11 protein-coding genes are annotated in these 18,786 nt (G+C 41.9%); 6 read left to right on the top strand and 5 right to left on the bottom strand.

The genetic code is table 11. The features are described from left to right. Positions 1-17: 17 nt before the first annotated feature. Positions 18-1,370: an SPFH domain-containing protein gene (locus tag ACP14Y_RS03020; protein ID WP_349562998.1), complete on the bottom strand. Its 1,353-nt coding sequence runs from the start codon at positions 1,368-1,370 to the stop codon at positions 18-20. 398 nt (positions 1,371-1,768) lie between these two features. Here ACP14Y_RS03020 and ACP14Y_RS03015 point away from each other — a divergent pair, with 398 nt between their 5' ends. Continuing rightward, on the top strand, positions 1,769-6,229 hold the full coding sequence (locus ACP14Y_RS03015) for a hypothetical protein (RefSeq protein ID WP_424961495.1): 4,461 nt from the start codon (positions 1,769-1,771) through the stop codon (positions 6,227-6,229). Between the two features lie 75 nt (positions 6,230-6,304). Here ACP14Y_RS03015 and ACP14Y_RS03010 read toward each other — a convergent pair whose 3' ends face one another. Continuing rightward, positions 6,305-8,761: a S9 family peptidase gene (locus ACP14Y_RS03010; protein ID WP_424961494.1), complete on the bottom strand. Its 2,457-nt coding sequence runs from the start codon at positions 8,759-8,761 to the stop codon at positions 6,305-6,307. 204 nt (positions 8,762-8,965) lie between these two features. On the opposite strand from ACP14Y_RS03010, the gene ACP14Y_RS03005 reads away from it, so the two are divergent. The 5 genes from ACP14Y_RS03005 (at position 8,966) to ACP14Y_RS02985 (ending at position 16,319) form a co-directional block, all read left to right on the top strand. Beyond that, the gene (locus ACP14Y_RS03005) at positions 8,966-10,339 is read left to right on the top strand and encodes a M16 family metallopeptidase (RefSeq protein ID WP_424961493.1); all 1,374 of its coding nucleotides are present in this window, start codon (positions 8,966-8,968) and stop codon (positions 10,337-10,339) included. 7 nt (positions 10,340-10,346) lie between these two features. Beyond that, positions 10,347-11,744 (top strand): M16 family metallopeptidase, encoded by a 1,398-nt coding sequence (locus ACP14Y_RS03000; RefSeq protein WP_424961492.1) that lies wholly within the window; start codon positions 10,347-10,349, stop codon positions 11,742-11,744. A gap of 102 nt (positions 11,745-11,846) precedes the next feature. Continuing rightward, positions 11,847-12,527, top strand: coding sequence for a response regulator transcription factor (locus ACP14Y_RS02995; RefSeq protein WP_424961491.1), 681 nt, complete (start codon positions 11,847-11,849; stop codon positions 12,525-12,527). Next, entirely contained in the window at positions 12,524-13,777 is a 1,254-nt protein-coding gene (locus ACP14Y_RS02990; RefSeq protein WP_424961490.1) for a sensor histidine kinase, read from the top strand. Before ACP14Y_RS02995 ends, ACP14Y_RS02990 begins: the two co-directional genes overlap by 4 nt. Before the next feature lie 85 nt (positions 13,778-13,862). After that, positions 13,863-16,319 (top strand): TonB-dependent receptor domain-containing protein, encoded by a 2,457-nt coding sequence (locus ACP14Y_RS02985; RefSeq protein WP_424961489.1) that lies wholly within the window; start codon positions 13,863-13,865, stop codon positions 16,317-16,319. A 56-nt stretch (positions 16,320-16,375) separates the two neighbouring features. Here ACP14Y_RS02985 and ACP14Y_RS02980 read toward each other — a convergent pair whose 3' ends face one another. The 3 genes from ACP14Y_RS02980 to ACP14Y_RS02970 all read right to left on the bottom strand — a co-directional run bounded on the left by ACP14Y_RS02980 (position 16,376) and on the right by ACP14Y_RS02970 (position 18,622). Continuing rightward, positions 16,376-17,398, bottom strand: a complete 1,023-nt coding sequence (locus ACP14Y_RS02980; RefSeq protein ID WP_424961488.1) for an alkaline phosphatase D family protein — start codon at positions 17,396-17,398, stop codon at positions 16,376-16,378. A gap of 243 nt (positions 17,399-17,641) precedes the next feature. Next, positions 17,642-17,983 (bottom strand): methyltransferase family protein, encoded by a 342-nt coding sequence (locus ACP14Y_RS02975; RefSeq protein WP_424961487.1) that lies wholly within the window; start codon positions 17,981-17,983, stop codon positions 17,642-17,644. Between the two features lie 63 nt (positions 17,984-18,046). After that, entirely contained in the window at positions 18,047-18,622 is a 576-nt protein-coding gene (locus ACP14Y_RS02970) for a Crp/Fnr family transcriptional regulator (protein WP_424961486.1), read from the bottom strand. Between the last annotated feature and the right edge of the window lie 164 nt (positions 18,623-18,786).

Here is an 18,786-nt window from a genome sequence, read left to right as displayed (position 1 = left end):
AATGAGTCCCTTTTTGTTTAGTTAGAGAAATTACCAGTTGTTGTAAGTTGCTTAGCCATTGCCGCGCCTATTAAGGATTCCAGAGGTGTACCGCCTTGCTCTTCTCCTCCAATAATCATCGTTTGAGGGAATGTTAGCTTACTCAACTCTGCTGCTACACCCACCGCAGTTTTATATTCCCATTCTGCTCTTTCTTGTGGTGTAAGTCCGGCTGTTACCAGCTTCGCGTTTTCATAAGCTTTAGCATCTGCAGAAACCTTCTTTTGCTGTGCTTTGAGTCTCTCAGTTTCAAGTGCTATCGCTGCAAGTTCCTTATTGGTTCGCTCTTGCTTCAGCTTTGTTTCGATAGCAATCAGCTGCTTTACCTGTTCTTTCTCCTGATTCACACGTTCGGCAGCTTTGTCTCGCTCACCTTCAGCTATAATCCGTGTTTGAGCCGCCTTTGCAGTCTCTACTTTTTGTTGCTCTATCTGACGTTTTGCAGATTCATCGCGCTGCGCTTCCAGTCGTTGCTTAAATATCGGCTCCAGGATAACATCATCTACAATCACCTGAGACACGATAATATTATTCTCAGTCAGTTCGTGAGGTATCCGTTTTGGAAGACCATTTTCAAGCACCAACTCCACGGTGTAGCGTGTGCGGATCTCTTTAATTGCCCTAGAGGTCTCCGTCTGCTGGATATCTGCAAATACCGTGTCTTTATGTTCGATTTTAATCACAGCGTAAGCCCCGTCTTTCAATTGCTCATCAAGCGTTTGTCTGAAACTCTGAGCTTCTCCTGAGATATAATCCTGAGCAGCGAACATGTATCCGGTATTATTCGTTTGCTCGCGGATCGTCGGAATCAATGTGTTTTGAACAAGATTATCCATCGTACGATATTTTATAGCCAGAGTGATGAAATCTTCTTCATTAGTTGGCAATTGGAATCTTCCGGAGATTTTCACCTCTGCGGTTACCTGATCGATGAATCGGATAGGGATAGGATCCATTAAGCCTTCAATGTCTTTAATTTCATCTCCATCTTCCACAACCTTCACATCAATGTATTTCTGCCATGGAACCACCTTGGCAAATCCTCGCCATTTAATTCCCTGATTCATAACAACATCACTGTGTCCGGTTGGATAAACTAAAAAGTATTGATAGCCTGGCTCAGCCCAAAAGAAGAGGTAGGGAAGCATGGCCACCATAAAACCAACTCCTGCTATAAACAATGAGATTTTCTTTGTAAACATTAAAAAGAAGGGAGGTGCCTTTCTTCTAATCAAGACGCCATCCTCAATGATGTCTTGTTCACTAAGCTGGGGACGAAAATACAACATAAACAATCCAAAAAGGATGATAAGAATACCAAGTAAGATCATAGGTTTTCAATTTTTAATGTGGAACATTGATTTAAAAATTGTATAGTTGCATTTACAACTACACAATTAATTATACGTAGATAATTTTATAAAGGTTACAATGACGATAATAAATACTATTATTACACATATTAATGAAATAAAATTATGATTTATGGTATAACTACGATATGTTATTGTTATGTGTTTTATGGCAAATCAATTGTTTTCTTCATGATCGGATATTTGAATTGATCTATTTTAGATGGGAAAATTAATATTTGCCTTTGCGATTATTTAATGCTTATATAGGAGGTTTTTGGACATATAGAATACGAATGTCATCTTGATAAAAACCTTAAATAGCATTTCTTCCTGATTTACAGTATCTTAACTATCCATATAAATCACCCTCAGCTATGATCTCACTCGGACGTCCGTACTGTGACGTACTGGCTTGTATTCTCTCTACTGTAAGGAGAATGAGTCTATGCGCACTCCTTATAATAATTCAGTCATCATGGTTATCTGCTCAAGTGCTGATTAATGAGGTGGTTACTGACCCGCAGGTGGATTGGAGCTCTAATGCTTTTGACGGAACCGATGGACTTGGACTTATTGATTCTGACGATGAGTGGATCGAATTGTACATTACCTCGAATGGATTGAATCTTACGGATTGGACCATTGATCTCAATGATGGGACTAATGAATCGGGTGTTTTAGCTGCAGGTGGAGCTTTTGTAATAATGAACTACATCTCAGGAACAGGCGGAACGTTCACAGACACTGACGCTGGAGATTACATTGTTTTAGGACAGCCTAATGCGGGCTCCATGGATGCTACCATTACTGTAATTCTTCGGGACAATAGTATGACGATAATCGACCATGTTGAGGTTGCTGCTGGTTCCGGTACTTTTTTTACAGGTACTTCCTCTGGTATTGCAGATGAAGCTATAGCACGGATTCCCAATGGACAAGATACTGATGTTGAGGTTGATGATTTTGTATTGACACAGGCGACATTAGGTACTAACAATTCGCCCACTGGAACGGTGTTAATAAATGAAGTGATCACTGAGCCTCAAGTTGATTGGAGCACAAATGGCTTTGACGGAACAGACGGTGGGAGTACAGTGTCTGATACTGATGAATGGATCGAGTTGCACATTGGTTCAACAGGTCTTAACCTGACAAAATGGACGATAGATGTGGTGGATGGAACTCCGTTTTCAGGAGATCTATCCAGTAGAGATTTGACAGGAACCGGAGCTTTCCAGGAAATTACCTATTTCGGATCAGGTTCATTCACAAGTACTGTTGCTGGTGATTACTTGGTACTTGGTAACCCACAGGGATCAGAGGTGATAAGTAATACTGTAACCGTGACCTTGACAGATCCTTATGGGTCAACCATCGATATGGTGGAGATAGCATCCGGATCAGGGACTGGTTTTACGGGAAATTCCAATAACGCTAATGATGAATCGGTTTGTCGAATTCCCAATGGACTGGATACAGATGTAGAGTCAAATGATTTTGTGCAGACACGAGCTACTCTTGGTGCCAACAATTCCCCACAAGGAGTTGTACTTATTAACGAAGTTGTTACCGATCCTCAGCAAGACTGGAGTTTAGGAGGGTTCACCGATTCGGCCCCTGGTGGAACTGGCGGTACAAACGACGAATGGATTGAGTTGTACATTGGCACCTCTGGTCTTAATCTGATAAAATGGGATATAGCCGTTGTTGATGGAACAGATTTTAATGGTGATCTCACTAGTTCTGGCGCATTCACGGTATCAGCGTATATAGGCTCTGGCAGCTTCAATAATACGGTAGCTGGAGATTATTTAATTCTTGGGAATCCAATAAGTACCCAACAAATCAATGACGATGTGTATATAACACTTACTGATCCCTATGGTGTGGTGGTGGATGATGTTGAAATAGGCGATGATCTGGAAGGAGATGGAGTAGGGGATGGCGCACCAGACGGCTCTGCCAGCGGTGGATTATCATCAGACATTTCAGATGAGGCCATTTTCAGAGTGCCGTTGGCTGAAGATACCGACGATGATGTGGCTGATTTTAGAAGAGGACTTGCTTCGTTAGGTACTGAAAACGGAATTATCTATGTAGATGCCTCTGCCCCTGATGACACAGGTTTTGGTAGGCCATCAGATCCAAAACAGCTGATTCAATCTGGAATTGATATTGCCGTTGATAATGGCAAAGTGATCGTTGCTGCTGGCTCTTATAGTGAGAATATTACCATATCAAATCCGGTATCATTGGAAGGAGCGAATGCAGGAACTGCAGGAAATGGTAGCCGAGGAGCAGAAACAGTTAATGATGTTTCAGGTGTTGGAATTACCATCACATCTGATACGGTCACAATAAACGGTATCCAGCTTGGAACCGATGCATCAACATCCAATATAACCAATGGAATAGTGGCTACTGGTAATACAGGGGTCGCAATTCAGAATAATGTGATTTATTCCAATAGTCTGGGCATTGCTGTTGGAAATGAAAGTACGGGTACGATTAGTGTTACCGATAATGTGGTTTCAATGTTGGCAATCGAAGATGCCACAAGTCCCACTGATGGGAGTATTGGAATAGCTGCATTTCTGACATCCGGCGATGTTGACCTTAACCTGAATGATAACGACATATCAAATGCCTCATTGGGAATTTCGACGTATAGCTTGCAGTCGAGTATAGAGGCAGTCATTGACGGTGGAACATTTACTGGATGCATGACCGGCATTCTTCCATCTAATACAGATGGGGTTGGTGGTTTTTATCCATCTGATTTAACCATTCAAAATGTAACCATGTCTGGGTTTGCCACTGACTCGGATGTGACTAATATTGATACAGAAACAGCTATTTATGCCTTTACTGCTGGTGGGAGCACTGCTGATGATATTACCCTTACCATCAATAATTTAGATGTTTCCGGCGTTAATAATGATCTCTCTAATTATTCAGGAATTGTTATTGGTGATTTTCCTTCAGCCTCTGATGGCGCGGGTATAGATGCTACAATTATCAACTGCAATATCCATGATAATGAGAACAGGGGAATCTATGTTCGAGGGGGTGACGCTGTAGCCAGCATTTCACAATCACTCATCACAGGGAATGGTTTTAATCCAACAGCAACTGGTGGCAATCCAGGATTTAGCGTAATTGTAAGAGAGGGAGCAAGCGCCACGATATCCAATTCTTTTATTACAAACCCTGTGTCACTATCGGGATCAGAAGATATTCCTAATGATTATTATCTCTCTGGACTTGGTGTTTTTACCGGGGGTAGTCTTACCGTTTCAGGAAGTAACTTAAATCAAAGCGGAAATGGATTTATTGCTGAGACCTCAACAATAAACCTTTCTGGAAACTATTTTAATTCAATCGATGAATCTACGATCCAGTCTCTGGTTGGCTCGGGTAATGACTTTACTCCATGGCTTTCTGATGGAACAGATACCGATCTGATCACTACTGGATTCCAGGGAGATTTCGATGGGCTGATTGTGGGTCCTCTGAGTCCTCAGACCTTAGGAGACCGCATTCAGGAAGCGCACGATTTATTGAATACAAATGGGACTATCTCGCTTCTTCAGGATGACTATGTTGAAACATTGACGGTAACAAAAAACATTTCTGTTGATCCTGAACCTAATACGACCATTGATGACATCACTTTAAATGGAGGTCGATTGACGGTTTTAAATGATTTGGAGGTAAACAACATGCTTACTTTAACAAATGGAATCTTAGATATTGACTTAGATGATGGTGATAAAAATGATGATCCTTCCCTCATATTAAATAATGCTGTAGCAGGTACTTTTAACGTAAACAATCACATAGAAGGCAGAGTACAGGTATTAGTAGGGGCTTCTACTTTATTTGATTTCCCACTGGGAGATGCGGGTGCTTTCCGACCGGCTCAATTAACTCCCTCGAATGCTACTACTTTTGAAGTCTCACATGTTGGCCAGTCTGCTCCTGTTGGCGGAGGTACATTTGGGGACATGAGATCTTTGCATGGTACTGCAAGTAGTGAGCTAACCGGAAATATTGAAAGTACGCTAACCACCAGATACTGGGATATCGATGTGATCAGTGGAACTCCGGGAAGTACAGACGTCACATTACAAATTGAGGGTAGTGACGAAGCTTCTGATCCGGTTACATTAGGTATGCTTCGTTTTGACGGGACGGATTGGGTGGAACTGTCTTTGGTGGGAGCATCAGGATCCGACCCCTACATAATAACAGGTCAAACAAGCAGCTTCAGTGAATTTACCATTTACTCAACTGATGCAGACGCTAATCCATTACCAGTTGAATTAATTGATTTTCATGGTCGAAGGGATGGTTTAGATATTCACTTGAGCTGGGCAACACTTACAGAGGTCAACGCGGATTATTTTCAGATTGAGAGAAGTGATGACGGGACGAACTTTAAGCCACTGGGAAGTGTCGAGGCTCATGGAAATAGTAGCGAAAAGCATGAGTATGGATTTGTGGATATGAATGTAAATGAGGGTATTCATTTCTACCGATTGATGAGTGTAGATGTTGATGGTTCATTTGAGTACTCACCCATAGTAAGAATTAAATCAGGTAATAATCCGATTTTAGTTTATCCGAATCCTGTTCGTGATCGAATTAATGTGGGTGGTGTTGACCCTGACCAAATTCAAAGTGTAGGGTTCTATGACTTGACGGGTAAGCTATGGAAAATTATTACTAATACTGATGATTTATACGTGTCAGGGCTGATTAAAGGGGAGTACCTTATCAGTATTAAGCTTATAGATGGAGAGGTATATGAGGGTAAAATCCTAAAAGATTGAGATCACAATCCGATTTTTTTTCATTTTAAACATAAGCCCAACCTTTTTGGTCCGGCTTATGTTTAGGTATTGACGTTACTCTTTTTCTACTTCCATCTCTACAGTAGTCTCCATTGGATCTTTATTTTTCACATGCTCTTCCAACCACGAATCTTGCTCCCACAACACATGCATGATGCTTTCTTTTGCACGATACCCATGACTTTCTTTTGGCAGCATTACCAGGCGAGCCGGTCCGCCCAGTCCTTTCAATGCGTTGAAGTATCGCTCACTTTGCATTGGATAAGTACCTGAATTGTTGTCTGCTTCCCCATGAATCAGGAGGAGAGGTGTCTTCATCTTATCAGCATGCATGAATGGCGACATAGTATAGTACACTTCAGGGGCTTCCCAGTAGGAGCGCTCTTCACGTTGAAAACCAAATGGAGTAAGTGTTCGATTGTATGCTCCACTTCTGGCAATTCCTGCTGCAAACAAGTCTGAGTGACTCAATAAATTGGCCACCATAAAAGCTCCGTAAGAGTGACCACCTACTGCCACACGATCTCTATCGATGTAGCCCATAGCATCTACAGCATCAATACCTGCTTTAGCATTCGCTACCAGCTGTTTTCTGAAGGTATCATTCGGTTGTTCATCGCCCTCTCCGATAATAGGAAAAGCAGCATCATCCAGTACCACATAGCCACGGGTCACCCAGAAAACAGGTGATCCATACCATGGATAGATAAATTCATTCGGATTGGTTGTATTCTGTCCGGCGCTTGCTTTGTCTTTATACTCTACTGGATATGCCCACATGATCATCGGCATTTTTTCCTTTTTCTCTTTGTCATATCCAACAGGCAGATAAAGAGTTCCGGTGAGTTCCACACCGTCCTCACGCTCATAGGTGATCACTTCTTTTTCTACCTCCATCATTGCCTTGAATGGATTTTCAAACTGAGTGATCGGCTTCAATGCCATTTTCTTTTTGATATTGCGCAGGTAGTAGTTGGGATACTCTGTTGGAGACTCGATGCGTACAAGGATTTCTCCTTTACTCATATCAATGGCATCCACCAAATCCTCCACTTTATCCGTGTAAGCCGACTGATAGAGGCGTGAGGTTTCCCCATTTTCCAGGTCAATCTGATCCACAAATGGAAACTGTCCTTCATCTGTAAATCCATCTCCCATCAGGTAAGCATTGCTACCATCCATAGATAGTACATATTGATTCAGCTTATTTTTTGTGGTGACAAAATTGCCGGGATCACTGTAGGCATCCTGATAGTTTCGATCGAATAATACTTTTGCTTCTTTTTTGTTGTTTGAAGGGTTGAAAACATACGTTTTTGTATTTCTGTTATCAAACCAGTAATCATAAGCAATAGCCATATTCTCCGATCCCCAGGTAATTCCAGAAAAGCGGTTTTTCGTTTTCAATAGCGATCGCTCTTTACCGCTGAAAGGTGCTGGGAGTTCATATACCTCATCTCTGTATTCCATTTCTTTTGCCGGGTCTCCTTCGTCCAGAGCCAATGCCCAGTAAACCGTTGCTGGTTTATCTGCACGCCAGTTAAAACTGCGGGGTTTGTCTGTTGTTGACATAAACCCTTTTGGCCGAACCTCATCCACTGGCATGTCTAACAGCATCTTCACTTGCTTTCCATTTTTGTCAAAAATGGCTGTCTCGGAAGCAAACCGATAATAAGGCACCAGGTAGGAGAAAGGTCTTTTCACTTTGGTGATCAATACATAATTACCATCTGGAGAGAAATCCATGCCTCGATACATACCTACATCCATCCATTTGGAGGTATTGCCGTTCAGTGATACTTCGTAAATTTCTGATCTAGCCAACTGTTCAAAATTGTTTTCATCAACGGGGCTTTTTAGTAAATCCTGATATGTTCGGTTCTGGGCTTTTTCTCCTGTACTAGTGCTTACGGTTGGTCCGGAAGGTACCGCTGTAGCAGTATTGATCAAAGGTTCACGATCCTCAGGAAGCATTTTCACCAATAGACTTTCGCCATCTGCAGCCCATACCATAGGCCAGCCCAAATTGGCGTTGGCACCTGCATTGGTCAGTTTTTTTGCTGATCCCTTCTCGACATTCAGCACCCATATTTCTACTCCAGTGGCTGTAGTATGGGTGAATGCCATCATCTTTTCATCTGGCGACCTACTAAAGTATGCCAATCGCGGGTTTTCCGGTAGTCCGGTCACCTGCTTAGCATTCTCATCAAATGCTTTTTTGACTTTTACATTGTTGTAAAAAGTGGTTCGGCTGCCAATATTAGTTACTGGGTTTATTCGTAATCCTCCCAATCTGAGCTCTTCTTCAGAAAGCTCCGCAATGGACTTGTACGCATTACGGTAAAGCAATACCACATTTTCTCCCTTGTTGTCAATGCGTACCCATGGTGCCAGGGGAGCATCAATTAGTTCTTTAATTTCCTTTGGTGGCTCCTGATATTCCAATCCACCCTGGGCAAAAAGTCCCAGAGAAAACAAGGTCAGGAAAAGGCTGTTCATTATTTTCTTCATTGTCCTAGCTGTTTAAATAGATTTAATCTTCAAGTTAGAAAAAGTTCGCTGGAGATAGATGACCGTTCGTGTAATCACATCATTAAGAAGCATTGAACACCGATTCTTGCCGCAGACCGTGACCATTCACCTATGATGGAATTGTAACTTTTGATGCCTGGTATTTTTCATTAACTTCAGGAATAAACAAAATTAATGCGAAGCATGAAAAAATTATTATCACCTACACTATTGCTGATCCTTCTGATAGGTTGTACACCTCAAAAGAAGGAAGAAGCAACAGAATCCTCATTTAAGGTTCCAGTGGATTACTACAAGCTGGATAACGGACTGAAGGTGATCTTGTCACAAGACAAGACTGCACCCACAGTGGTGGTCGCCGTGTATTACAACATTGGCTTCCGAATTGAGCCTCGTGATCGAACGGGCTTTGCTCACTTATTTGAGCATATGATGTTTCAGGGCTCCCAAAATCTGGGCAAAATGGAATTCATCAAGCTCGTTCAGCAAAATGGAGGAATCCTCAATGGATCTACCCGTTTTGATTTCACTAATTACTTTGAAATTGTCCCTTCCAATAAATTGGAAACTATGCTATGGGCAGAAGCTGATCGTATGAAAGGGCTGGACATTACCCAGGAAAACCTGACCAACCAACAAGGTGTGGTGAAAAACGAGGTGAAAGTGAATGTACTCAATCAGCCATACGGAGGCTTCCCATGGCTGGATATGCCACAATACGCCAACGAAAACTGGTATAACGCCCACAACTTCTATGGTGACCTGGAAGATCTGGATGCGGCTACCCTTGAAGATGTGCAAAGTTTTTTCGACACCTACTATTCACCAAACAATGCCGCAATTGCTGTGGTAGGAGACTTTGAGTCAGAAGATGCAAAGAAATGGATTGAGCAGTATTTTACAGAAATACCTTCTGCAGAGATTCCACCATTGCCTGACATCTCGGAGCAACCTCAGTCGAAAGAAAAACGATTTGAAAAAGAAGACAAACTAGCTAACAAGCCGGCAATCGCCATTGCGTATCATATGCCGGAAAGAAACAGCAAAGCATACTATGCGATGGGGCTGCTGGATCAGATCTTGGTTCAGGGAGACAATAGCTTACTCTATAAAAAACTGGTAAAAGATAAGGGCTATGCTGCGAACGTAAATGGAGGCATCAACTACCTTGGAAATATGTTTAACTATAAAGGTCCAATGCAGTGGATGTTTAATCTGACTTATGACAATGACGTTGCGGCGGATTCCATCATTCAATCTGTGGATGAAGTGGTGATGGATTTACAGGAAAGTGGGGTTACTCAGGAGATGCTTGATAATGCCATTGTGAAAATGCGTTCGAGTCTTTATGATAATCTGGGTGGTTTTTTTGGTTTTGGCCGGGCAGACCTGCTAGCCAGTTTTGCGTTGTTTGATGATGATCCATCTCGAATCAATGAAATCGAAGATCGTTTTCGTGAGGTAACCATTGAGGATGTGAATCAGACCATTGATGAATACCTCGCAAATCGAAACCGAACGATCCTTACATTAAAACCACTTGCAATTGAAAACTAAAAATATCATGATACGCACGATAAGAAATATACTATTGCTGTCCTTGCTTCCTGTTTGCGGGATGGCTCAGGATCAAGAAAAAGAAACACCACCACCGGGTGGAGAACCCAAAGGGTTTACACTTCCTGAAAAGGAGACCTTCACCCTGGAAAATGGAATGTCTGCTGTAATGGTACCTTGGGGTTCGATCCCGAAAGCGACCATTCAAATCACGGTGAAGACCGGGAATATCAATGAGCAAGCTGATGAGGTATGGTTATCAGATCTTGTGTCTGATTTAATGGAGGAAGGCAGCATTAATATGGATGGCAATCAGATTGCGGATAAGCTGGCCGGAATGGGAGGAAACCTATTTATTGGTGTTGGCCAGCATTCCACCACATTAAGCGTTTCTGTATTGTATGAATATGTGCCGCAGGCCATAGAGGTCTTAGCAGATGTCCTAATGAATCCTGCTTTTCCGGAAGATGAATTGGAGCGGCTAGTGAGTGACCGTAAGCGACAGTTGAGTATCCAAAAGACTCAGCCACAGCCACAGGCCTATGAGCAGTTTTATGCCGCGATTTATCCGGATCATCCGTATGGCAGGTACTTTCCTACCGATGAAATGTTGGATAGCTACACGGTAGATAAAATCAAATCCTTTTATCAGCAAAATTTTGGAGCAAAGCGAACCACTATTTATGTAGCTGGAAAGTTTGATGCTGCTAAAGCAAAGGAATCGATTGCAAACTCATTTGAATCATGGAGAGCAGGAGTTCCTGCGGAATATCCAATTGCAGAGCCCAAGACCGCTGCAGAGATTCAGATGATTGATCGCCCCGACGCACCACAGTCCACATTGATTGTTGGTTTGCCAGTTCCGGATCCGTCAAATCCCGATTATATTCCTATGAGCGTCACTAATGCCTTGCTTGGAGGTTCTTTCGGATCTCGTATTACAAGTAATATTCGTGAGGACAAAGGATATACCTATTCACCTTTCAGTACCGTGACGGATCGTTATCGATCATCCATCTGGTACGAACTGGCGGATGTAACAACAGATGTAACCGGTCCAGCTCTGAGGGAGATTACCAAGGAGATCTATCGATTGCAGGATGAAGCTCCAACCAAGGAGGAGCTTGATGGAATCAAAAATTATCAGGCTGGCATCTATGTGTTGCAAAACTCTACACGGGGAGGGATCATTGGTCAGCTTTCTTATTTAAATACATATGATCTGCCTGAGGAATTCTTAACCGAACGAGTGAAGAACATCTACGCGGTGACTCCTGAGCAGGTAAGCGAGATGACCAAAAAATATATCCGACCAGATGATATGACGATGGTGATTGTTGGTGACAAAGCCAAGATTGAACAGCAGATCAAAGAGTACGAGGATGAGATGAAAGACAAGCAGTAATTCACTTCCGAGTTATCTCAAAGCCGTTTCATAAAGAGAAACGGCTTTTTTTGTTTTATTTAATTTCAAAATTGCTTCAAAAAGCCCCATTATGTTTGCTTTATGAAACTGTTGCTAGTTGAAGATCAGGAGGAGCTGGCCTCTAGCGTTCGGAATTACTTTTCGAAAGAAGGTGATGTATGTGAAGTGGCATCCAACTTCTCAAAAGCAACAGAAAAACTGTACGCTTTCTCTTATGATGTGCTACTGCTGGATCTGATGCTACCCGATGGTGACGGACTGTCCCTACTCAAAGTGGTTAAAGAAAACTGGCCGGATATGGGAGTGCTGATCATTTCTGCAAAAAATGCGCTCAATGATAAATTGCACGGCCTGGAGCTGGGGGCAGATGATTACCTCCCTAAACCTTTTCATCTTGCAGAGCTAAATGCCAGGGCAAATGCTATTTTCAGGAGGAGAAAGCAGGAGGGTAAACGTTCATTGAGTTTCAATGAGATTGAGCTGAACCTGGAAAACCACGAGGTGACTGTGAATGGCACCACATTGGATCTGACACGGAAGGAATACGAGCTGCTGCATTATTTTGTGGTTAATCATAACCGATTGTTAACCAAACAAGCTATTGCGGAACACCTCTGGGGTGACTATATGGATACCATGGATTCATTCGATTTTGTCTATCAGCATATTAAAAACCTTCGAAAGAAAATCATGAATGCAGGCGGAAAAGACTACCTGAAAACGGTATACGGAGCGGGGTATAAAATGAAGGACGAAGAATGAACCTGATCATAAGGATTACCATATTGTTTGTGTTTGTATCACTCATTGTATTTCTGGTCGGAGGAGTGATCAGCTTCAATGTAATGATGCGAGAGGTGAATTATGAACAGCGCAGGTTTTTGACGGAACGTCTTGATCGTGTGGAAAACAGATTGGCTACCAGGCCCGTAGAAGATACTCTCCGCTGGACCAAACTCATTATTGTCAGATTAAATTATAAGGAAGAGGAATCTACGACTTTTTCGGATACGCTTGTCATGCATAGTCAGCTGGAGCGCATGGAACCTCACCTCCGATTGGATGCAGTCCGGAATGTTAATGGCTCAAGCTATTGGATAAGCCTGTATGATATCATTATCGAACCTGATGATATCCGTGATGGACTGGTGGAGTCCCTAGTCACCATGTATCTGATTTTACTCGGTGCTGTAATTATTATTGGCTTTCTGGCTTCTTATTATATTCTTCGACCGTTCAACCTCACTCTAGAAGTCATTAAGAACTTTTCTCTGACTAAGCCCGATCAAAAACTAAAATTTCCAAAATCAACCGTCAGTGAGTTCAAACGACTCAATCGCTTTTTAGACGAAATGACCAGGAAGGTGAAATCCGACTACCAGTCATTGAAGGAATTTTCGGAAAACGCTTCACATGAATTTCAGACGCCCATCGCTATCGTGCAGAGTAAACTGGAGGTTCTGATGGATGGGGACAACTTAACCAAAGAACAAATAGAGCAAATCACTTATGCGCAGCACACCATCAAAAGGCTCAGCAACCTTAGTAACGCACTGGCACTCTTGACCAAAATAGAGAATCAGGAGTTTGCCAATATCTCTGAAATCAAATTGTCAGAAACACTGACTAACATCCTGGAGGAGTTTAAAGAGCTGATTGAATTGAAGTCCATTGAGCTGAAGATAAGTTTAGTTGGAAATCTGGTCATACAGGCAGATTTAGTATTAATTGAGCTCCTTTTAACCAACCTGATCAATAATGCGATTCGACATAATTGGGAAGGCGGCAAGATTGAAGTGTCTCTGAGTGAAGATACCTTGGAAATCTCCAACACAGGACATACGCTTGATATTCCCGGAGATGAGCTTTTTGAACGATTTAAAAAGTCAAATCAAAGTGCAAAATCTATGGGGCTTGGTTTGGCCATCGTTAAAAAGATCTGTGATTTCTACAATTACTCCATCAGCTATCAGAATAGGGGTGATTTACATACCATTCATATTCAGTTTTAACCGCAGGTAGAAAGATTTTTAAAACTTCAGAATTGCTTCAAATTTCACTCAAACATGCTTCAAAGAGTGGTGTTTGATTTGCATTATGAAAGGAAAAGGACTGTTATTTATTATCTATTTATTAGCACTGTTGGTTGGTGCATATAGCCAGGCTCCAAAGGAAGTCGCGGCTCCTAAGTTTGCTATAAAAGGCAAGCTTATACTTTCGGGTACTAGTGAACCGGTGGAGTTTGCCACGGTAAGCATTTTTAATGAAACAGATTCTTCATTGGTCACCGGTGGGTTGACAGATGTAACTGGAACTTTTAATGTGCCGGTAAAGCCCGGAGCATATTACATCAGAATTCAGTTTATGGGATTTGAAGATGTAATGCTTTCAGGGATTAAAGTCTCTAAGGCGAATCCGGTTTATAATGCAGGCAATGTGGAGATACGTGAAAATGAAACGTTGCTTGATGAGGTAGTGGTGCAGGGCGAGCGTACAGAAATGGAGCTTACACTAGACAAAAAAGTATACAATATTGGAAAAGATCTGAGTAACCTGGGAGGAAGTGCTTCTGATTTGCTTGCCAATTTGCCTTCTATAGAGGTTGATGTGGATGGAAATGTCTCTCTCAGGGGGAGCGAGAATGTGCAAATTCTGGTGGATGGCAAGCCTTCAGGTCTTATTGGATTGTCAGGATCTGGAGGGTTGGAGCAGCTGCAAGGAAACATTGTAGAGCGAGTGGAAATTATAACAAATCCATCTGCCAGGTATGATGCTGAAGGAGGAGCAGGAATTATTAACATTATTCTAAAGAAGGATCGAGCGAAAGGATTCAATGGGAGCTTTCAAGTGCAGGCCGGATATCCTGCCAATAATGGTGGAAGCCTTAATGTAAACTATCGTACTGGCTGGATCAACTGGTTTGTAAACTATGGGGTGACGTACCGAAAATCTCCCGGACAAGGATTTACAGACAACTATTTTGACAATCCGGCAACTGACTCTACCTATTACATTTATCAGGATAACGAACGAGAGCGAAAAAGCCTTTCTCAGAATATCCGATTTGGATCTGATATTTATTTCAATCCTAAAAACGTATTGACCCTTTCGGCTTCTTACCGAAATTCAGATGGCAACAACATTACCGAAACCGGATACACCTTTCTGGATCGAAACGAAAATGAGTTTGCAAATCGCTTCCGCCTGGATGATGAGGATGAGGATGATATAAACTGGCAATATGAAGTCTTGTTTAATCGTGACTTTAAACGAAGCGGACAAAAACTTTCAGTAAACGTCCAGTTTCAGGATAGTGAAGAGACGGAGATATCTGCTTTTGATGATGTCACTACCTACCCAGATGCCAGCAGTGAGCAGTTGATTCAGCGTTCGCAAAATGACAATGGAGAAGAACGCTCACTTTATCAGATTGATTACATCCACCCATTTAGCAAGGCGGCAAAGTTTGAGGTGGGAATGCGGTACAATGGACGCTCTATTTTCAATGATTATGTGGTAGAGTCAGATTCTACGAATAGCGGCACGTTTGAGGAAGTGTCCAGCCTTACTAACGATTTTAAATTTGAAGAACGGGTCTTTGCTACTTATGCTATTCTAAGCAATAAGTATGAGCTCTTTTCATGGCAGCTGGGATTGAGGGCAGAGCATACCGATATGGAAACTTTACTGATCCAAACCAGTGAATCCAATAATCAAAACTATTGGAGTTTCTTCCCAAGCGCTAGTCTTACTTACCGCTACAGCGACATCTCCTCGGTGCAGATGAGCTACAGCAGACGAATTTCACGTCCACGTTTCAGAAACCTGAATCCATTTCTTACATATAGCAATCCATTGAGTCTATACACAGGAAATCCAAACTTACAGCCGCAGTTTACAGATTCCTATGAGGTAGGTATCCTTCAAAACAGGAAATCTTCCAGCATCTACATGGGAGTTTATTACAGGCATACAACGGATGTGGTACAGCGCATCCAACTGCAAGGGGAGGAGGGCGTAACCATCCGCAGACCTGAAAATCTGGCCGTGAGCAATGACATTGGTATCGAGGCAAATATTTCGCATGATTTTACGAAGGCATTTCGGATGACCTCAAACATTAATTTCTACAACTCCAAAACTGATGGAGGAGAGACCCTCTCTGCCGAAGCAACCACGGTATCCACACGAATGGGTGCTTACTATCGAAACAGTAAGCTATTTAATGCGCAAATGACATGGTGGTACCGTGCTCCTCAAAACACGCCACAAGGTACACGAAAGTCCATTAGTAGCATGGATTTAGGAATTTCCAGAGATGTATTTAAAAATAATGGCACCATCTCTATGAATGTGAGAGATGTGTTCAATACAAGAAACTATAGAGGGGAAACAATCACAGATACGTTTACTTCATATTCTGAATTTCAATGGAGAAAAGGACCTACTGCAGTCATTTCTTTTACATACAGACTAAACCAGAAGAAACAGCGTAACCGTGATGGTGGAAACAGAGAAGATGAAGATTTTGGAGATGGAGGCGGTGAATTTTAAAGGATTACTTTGAGTAAGTTGGTTACCCTCCTTAGCTGCAAAGCGGGAGGGTTTTTTTATTCAAATCGGATGCTATGCTGCCCCAGCTCTACATTGTCTTTGCCGTAATAACGCAGCTGCAAAACAGGTTTTTCTGTCTCCCAGTCTATTTCCATGCCGGCAAAATTTGGAACGTGGATCTTGTCACCCTCTCGGTATTTATTGAGGTCTTCTTTTAGCCCACTGGGGCTGTTGAGGCTGCTGGAGGTAAACTCCCATACAGGATAAGGGAAGTCGTCGATTTCCATTCTGGATACTTCTGATAAATGCCGGTCTCCGGATATAAAAACGAGTGGGGCATTTGCACCGCCGATCACCTTCATCAGTCTTTTTCTGGCTGTTGGGAAGTTGCTCCACTTTTCCCAGCGGTGCTCAGTAGGGATCACCTGTATGCCTGTGCCGACGATGAATAGATCTATTCCCTTTTCACTCAGTTGTTTTTTGAACCATTTCCATTGAGCTTCACCCAATACATCTCCATTTTCATTTACCAGCGCTTCTTTTTCCGCGGTTCCTGGATTGTTCCACTTTAGGGAGTCCCGAAAGTAGCGTGCATCCAGCAGGATGATCTTCAACGTACCTTGCGTACTTGCATATGTGTATGATTGGTAGGCACCTTTTCTTGCCCGCGCTGGGTGATCATCGGGCACATCCAAAAAGCGAAAGAGCTCTTCCTTGCTCTCATCTTTCATGGGATATTCCCTGCCACCATCATTCAAGCCAAAGTCATGATCATCCCAGATACCGATTACCTCCGTTTGCTTTAGCAACTGCTGATAGTCCGGGTGGGACTTTTGCAGGTCATAGTCCTTTCTTCGCTGGTTCATATCTACTCCATCTGAGTAGACATTATCTCCCAGCCAGATCCACAGATCGGGATTGATGGCGTTTATTTCTGCCCATAGCTGGTTGTTTGTTAGATTTTGCTGACTGCAGGAGCCAAACGCAATCTGGTTGATTGCCTTGCTGACGGTCACATCTGCCTGCTGAGCGAAGAGCATGAAAGGAAACAGGATGGTGAAGTAGATGGTCTTTTTCATACCTGAAAATTACAAATCCCTCATTAATCCATTGTTGAGAGAGTATGAAAAGGGTGTTAAGTGGGGGTGCAATGCAAATGCTTATGGTTTAGGCATCAACTGCACGATCCGGTTACAAATGCGGACGGGAGAGGGGGTAGTTTTAGATCCACCTTCTTACCTTTGATTTATAACTTTTATAGTCAGTTCCGAAGATTTTTTCCATTGTTTTTTCCTCGTATGGAATGTAGTAATAATTCGTGGTTACAATAAAATTAAGCACCCAACTATTGGAAGAATAGTACCTAAAAGTATCCAAACTCCCAATAAACTTATTGTAAAGCCGAGATAAACAGGATTTCTACTAACCTGGAAAAGTCCGCATGTGACAAGTTTTCTTGGCTTCTTAAAGGTGTGGATTTCCGTATCAATTTTGCTAAACTGTTTGCTAACCTTTATGGTTATAAATAATCCTGTTGAGATAAGTGCTATTCCAAAATAATTAAACGGATTTGGGATTATTTCCTGAATGACTATTAGGTTTTTAATTAGCACCATAGTAGCAATACACAGCAGGAATAAAATTGGTGGAATTAGCTTTTTCATACTTTGAAGATCATTGTTTCTACAAAGTTATTTAGCTAAAAATCCATCCACATTAACATAGGTTTATTCGCTCATCTTTTTTCTGATTCTGCTCAAAGCTATTGGTGTAATTCCAAGATAGGAAGCAATCATATGTTGCTTAACACGACCTTCTAAATCTTTATATTCATCCAAAAATATCCTGTACCTGTTTTCCGCATCCAACAACAAGAATTCTCGTTCCCTTTTTTCTTTTGTTGTATAACCTTTTTCCAGAAGTTTAATTAATAAGCCATTCCATTTGGGGTTGGTGCTTAATAAGTTTTGCCAACTATAGAATGGGATTTCAAGAACTTCTGAATTTTCAATTGCCTCAATAAAGAAATAAGAGGGTGTTTTTGAAATCATTGCAGAATAGGAGCTGATAAAGCTCCCTTCCGGCATAAATACTTTGGTAAATTCTTTCCCGTCTTCGGAGAGGTAAACGTAACGAAATAGTCCACTTAAAACGAAACCAAATTTTTTAGGGATTTGACCAGCTTTTATGAAATTGGAATTTGCCTCATAGGCCTTGATCTTGGCCACTTCTGTAAATTCAGAAATTTCCGATTCGGTCAAATCGACTAGTTGTTTTATCGAACGTGTGATTTCTGTCGTCATTTCCCTTATCTAGTCCTTGTTTGCAACCGTCGCGTAGACGAGGATTCTTAAAACTTTTAAGTTTCTAACTTATTAATTCAATTTTTATAAAACTAATCATCGTTTGGCTTTAACCACGGTATGATGCTTGCGCTAGTAGAGGGTACTTGTGAGGTGGGGTGTGT

This window comes from Ekhidna sp. (assembly GCF_965247405.1).
Lineage (GTDB): Bacteria > Bacteroidota > Bacteroidia > Cytophagales > Cyclobacteriaceae > Ekhidna.
This window is presented reverse-complemented; position numbering and strand designations above follow the sequence as displayed.

Coding starts and splice junctions, on each gene's coding strand:
- ACP14Y_RS02995 (WP_424961491.1), top strand. CDS start 11,847: ATGAAACTGTTGCTAGTTGAAGATCAGGAGGAGCTGGCCTCTAGCGTT.
- ACP14Y_RS02970 (WP_424961486.1), bottom strand. CDS start 18,622: ATGACGACAGAAATCACACGTTCGATAAAACAACTAGTCGATTTGACC.
- ACP14Y_RS03015 (WP_424961495.1), top strand. CDS start 1,769: ATGATCTCACTCGGACGTCCGTACTGTGACGTACTGGCTTGTATTCTC.
- ACP14Y_RS03020 (WP_349562998.1), bottom strand. CDS start 1,370: ATGATCTTACTTGGTATTCTTATCATCCTTTTTGGATTGTTTATGTTG.
- ACP14Y_RS03000 (WP_424961492.1), top strand. CDS start 10,347: ATGATACGCACGATAAGAAATATACTATTGCTGTCCTTGCTTCCTGTT.
- ACP14Y_RS03010 (WP_424961494.1), bottom strand. CDS start 8,761: ATGAAGAAAATAATGAACAGCCTTTTCCTGACCTTGTTTTCTCTGGGA.
- ACP14Y_RS03005 (WP_424961493.1), top strand. CDS start 8,966: ATGAAAAAATTATTATCACCTACACTATTGCTGATCCTTCTGATAGGT.
- ACP14Y_RS02975 (WP_424961487.1), bottom strand. CDS start 17,983: ATGAAAAAGCTAATTCCACCAATTTTATTCCTGCTGTGTATTGCTACT.
- ACP14Y_RS02990 (WP_424961490.1), top strand. CDS start 12,524: ATGAACCTGATCATAAGGATTACCATATTGTTTGTGTTTGTATCACTC.
- ACP14Y_RS02985 (WP_424961489.1), top strand. CDS start 13,863: ATGAAAGGAAAAGGACTGTTATTTATTATCTATTTATTAGCACTGTTG.
- ACP14Y_RS02980 (WP_424961488.1), bottom strand. CDS start 17,398: ATGAAAAAGACCATCTACTTCACCATCCTGTTTCCTTTCATGCTCTTC.